Below are 3,673 nucleotides of genomic sequence, written 5' to 3'. Positions count from 1 at the left end.
GGTGTAAGCATCGACATTGTCTCGAATGATCCAACCCACCAAATCGTTGCCATAGCTGGCGGCTGTGGAGATTAATGGTGCTGGTCATTTTGCTCTGCTTTGCGTTGTTGCAAGGAGGGCGACTGAGCGCGGCCGTTCTTATCGAAAGCCCGTGGTTTTACGCAGCTTAATCAGCAAGTGGCCGGCTCGCGATAAGATCCCTACGAGCATATCGGCGGCATCAAGGTGAAGACCCGCGATTTCCGATAAAAGCTGCAGCTGATGTACCGACATCATGTGGTAGTCTGGCCCGCATGATGACGCTTCATCTCAATTGGCGCGGAAGACGGTGAATCCGGCAAAGCCGAATAGAACGCATCCGCCGAAATGGATCGAGCCTCAGCTGACGCGCCTGGTCGACGAAGCGCCCAACGGCCCCGATTGGCTTCACGAAATCAAGTACGACGGATACCGCATGCACGCGCGGATCGACGGCAGCGACATCCGCTTGCTCACCCGCACCGGCCTCGATTGGTCGCATCGCTATCAAGCGACGATAGCGGCCCTCCGCGCGCTCCCGGTGAAAGAGGCATATGTCGACGGGGAGCTGTGCGCAGTTCGGGCAGACGGGGTCACCTCCTTCAGCCGCCTGCAGGCCGCTATGGACGAGGGCCGCACGGGCGATCTTGCCTTCTTTGCTTTCGATCTTCTGTTCCTGAACGGAGAAAGCATTGCGAAGCTGCCGCTCATCGACCGCAAGGCGCGATTGGAAGGGCTGTTTTCGACCGACATGCCCGGTCTGCGCTTCAGCGATCACGTGATCGGCGACGGGCCTGCGTTCCGCAAGCACGCCTGTCGGCTTGCACTCGAGGGCGCTATCTCAAAGCGGATCGACCGCGCCTACGCATCTGGCAATCGCGGCCTATGGGTCAAGTCAAAGTGTCTCAACAGGGAGGAATTCATCGTCGTCGGCTGGACCGATCCGACTGGAAGCCGGCCGCATATCGGCTCGCTGCTCCTAGGCTACTACACCGATGATGGTCGTCTGCTCTACGCGGGCCGCGCCGGCACGGGCATCACGGTTGCAGAGCTCAAGCGATTGGCTCGCCGGCTTGCGCCACTTCAGGCAGCTCGAATGCCCCTCGACGTCCCGCCGCCGCGCGAGAGCCGGTTCGGCTCGCCGCTTGAGCTGTCGCGCGTGCATTGGGTCAGGCCTGAAGTGGTGGTCGAGGTCACCTATCTCACCTGGACGGAAGACAATCTCCTGCGCCAGGTCTCGTACCAAGGCGAGCGTCAGGACAAGCCAGCCCGGCAGGTGGTGCGCTCCCCGCCCCATCCCTGATCGACATCGGGCGCCGATTTGTTTCAAGTCACCCGACTTGCTCTACCTGCAGTGTGCTGGGTGGAAGGGCCTTGATCAGCGACTTCGCCGACACCGAAGGGTCGAGCCAGTCCGCCCACGTCGCTGCGATCGAGGATAACAATCTGCCTGTCATGATAGGGCGCGATATCAGGCCCAGGCTCCATGGTCAGCATGGTGAAGGCTTCGCCGACCTCCGGCGTGTCACCCGAGATTCTAGCAATGCAGAAGATCGGCTCGTTCTTCTTTGTGAAGAGCCACTTGTCCTTTCGCTTCTTCTTGGAGTCTATCGGATCGCTGAACTCGTAGAAACCGTCCGCGACGATGAGGTACCGGTTCGACGAGAACTCGCGGCCCTCTGAACGGAAATTATAGACCGGCCGCTTGTTCGGTCCGGGCCAGCTCCAGCGCCGTTGCACCATGTCGCCTTCGCCTCGGACGCCGTAGTCAGTGGTCGTATTCTGAGTCAGTACAAACACCAGCAGCAAGGCGTCCCATCGGATTGCTGGTGAACCAGTATCTCTGAAAATCAGAAGCCTATCCAATGTCTGCTCCGCCATCTCGAGTGATCGGGCATTACGCTCGCAGCGAGACGCAGTAGACCACCGCTGAAATATACTGTTTGAAGCTGCATAGCGGCAGGAGTTCGGGGCCCGCTACGGTCGGCAGTTAGTGTCGACGCGCGATTATCGGGGTGCTTGGAGGGAAATAATGGCAGATAGACGCATACACGTTGCCCGCGCTGATCTCATCAACCTCGACGCCGACTATGTCGACTACGCGGATCTCGACCATTCCCTGGCAGGGGCAGCCGAAAGCGCGACTGCGATCACCCTCCTCGGCGGCTACTTCAATGCCGACTGGCTGATCGATCTATGCCAGAACGTCCGTAAAAAGCGCCGTCGCGAGTGCACGCTCCGGATAGCTGTCGGTCTTGATGCGGTTGCCTGGTTGCCACGTACCTGGAAAGATCTGCGGCGCGTCAAAACCAAGCTGGAGAAGCTGGGTTTCCGGAAGGTCACACTGGCCGTCGTGAAAAGCACCCCGGTGCACTTCCACACCAAACTGTTCTACTTCCTGAAGACCAGCCGGCCAATTTGGTTTGTCGGATCCGCAAACCCGGGCAGCAGCCGCCACGAACTGATGGTCAACTTCTTCGGCCGGCACGAAGCCCTCAGTCAATACATCGAGGCAGTCTTCGCCTCGGCCTCGATCGTTGACAGCGCCTTCCCGCCCAAGATGGACATCTTGACTCTGCGGGACTTTTTTCTGACTGGCAAACTGATCCACAAGCCGCCCGCGCCCAGGACCTACACCTTCGATGCTTTCAAGTTCAATGCGGATGACAGGGAACAGCTGATCAGGGCGCTGAGCAGCAACTCAGGCGTTGCACACGCTCGGCCGACAACGTCCGGTTTCGCGTTCAGCCTGCGCAGTGCGATGGGTGTAGATGAAGGGGGTAATGAGGATAGCTCGGTGGATGGGCAGGAGATCCAACGCACATCTTCGCGCCCCTATTCTGCTGACACAGTATTCGGGCACTGGGTCCCAAAAAAATACGCTCGACTGATCAGCCAGCAGGTCCACGATGCCACAGAGAAGCGGTTTGCCCGTCTGACAGCATTTGCGACCGCCTTGAATGCGCCCGAAGGCCTCGAAATGGCCAGGAGCCAGTTCGAGCGCCATGTAGTCGATATGAAGGCCTTCCTGAGCCGGAATAACATCGGGGCAATGCCAATCGCCGATCAGGAGGGTGCCTTCCGGCGCTTCCTTACATCGCGGCATGCCATGCTTGCCGATCGTGTATCCCGTGAGCGAGAGGCACGGTCTATCACTACCGAACAGATGCCCGATATCTGGAATGACGATCGAGCGGTCAACGCTTTCGAGTGTTCGTTCTTCGATGACTTAGACTACCGCGCCGGCCTGACCGGATCGGGTAGAGGGCGGATCGTCAAATCCATGGAAGGAGTAATGGGGGCTCCTCTGCCGGACAGCCCGGAAGAAATTAAGGCTGCATTTGAAAAGCACCTGGCCGTTAAGGCGTGGACGGATGGTGACTGGGCCGACTAACAAGTGCGACGCTGCTGCTGCTCTTGCCGGTCTGGGCCATTGCCGTCCTGCTTTGCTTCTCGGGCTTTTCAGCGATGCTGGCCACTGCCGCATCGATTTCGCTCTCGCTCTCGATCGCACCCCAAGGCATCCACGCCACCACCGTCGCACCCCGACTGCTGCCAACCGCCCCGGCCGATCCCGTCATCCCCGTGCTGGCGGGTAGGACCACCTTTCATCCCCGACCCGCCGGTCGTCTTTGCGATATACTGCGGTGAATGA

At 59.4% G+C, this 3,673-nt stretch carries 2 protein-coding genes and 1 pseudogene; 2 read left to right on the top strand and 1 reads right to left on the bottom strand.

Features of this window, described 5'->3' with window-relative positions:
* Nucleotides 1–328 precede the first annotated feature (328 nt).
* A complete protein-coding gene (gene ligD / locus EOA32_RS34755; RefSeq protein WP_189407624.1) occupies nt 329–1,321 on the top strand; it encodes a non-homologous end-joining DNA ligase in 993 nt (330 codons plus the stop codon).
* A 28-nt stretch (nt 1,322–1,349) separates the two neighbouring features.
* On the opposite strand, the pseudogene EOA32_RS34750 reads toward ligD, so the two are convergent.
* Nucleotides 1,350–1,773 (bottom strand): annotated as a pseudogene (locus EOA32_RS34750) (SOS response-associated peptidase family protein); the annotation flags it as partial.
* 277 nt (nt 1,774–2,050) lie between these two features.
* On the opposite strand from EOA32_RS34750, the gene EOA32_RS34745 reads away from it, so the two are divergent.
* The gene (locus tag EOA32_RS34745; RefSeq protein ID WP_128374103.1) at nt 2,051–3,412 is read left to right on the top strand and encodes a hypothetical protein; all 1,362 of its coding nucleotides are present in this window, start codon (nt 2,051–2,053) and stop codon (nt 3,410–3,412) included.
* Nucleotides 3,413–3,673: the final 261 nt, after the last annotated feature.

Origin of the sequence: Mesorhizobium sp. M1A.F.Ca.ET.072.01.1.1 (assembly GCF_004023325.1) — a bacterium.
GTDB lineage: Bacteria > Pseudomonadota > Alphaproteobacteria > Rhizobiales > Rhizobiaceae > Mesorhizobium.
Note: the sequence above shows the minus strand (reverse complement) of the source record. Positions and strands in the feature narration are given on the sequence as shown.

What these genes read in the sequence shown, in the direction of transcription:
- EOA32_RS34745 (WP_128374103.1), top strand. Translation starts at nt 2,051, where the DNA reads ATGGCAGATAGACGCATACACGTTGCCCGCGCTGATCTCATCAACCTC.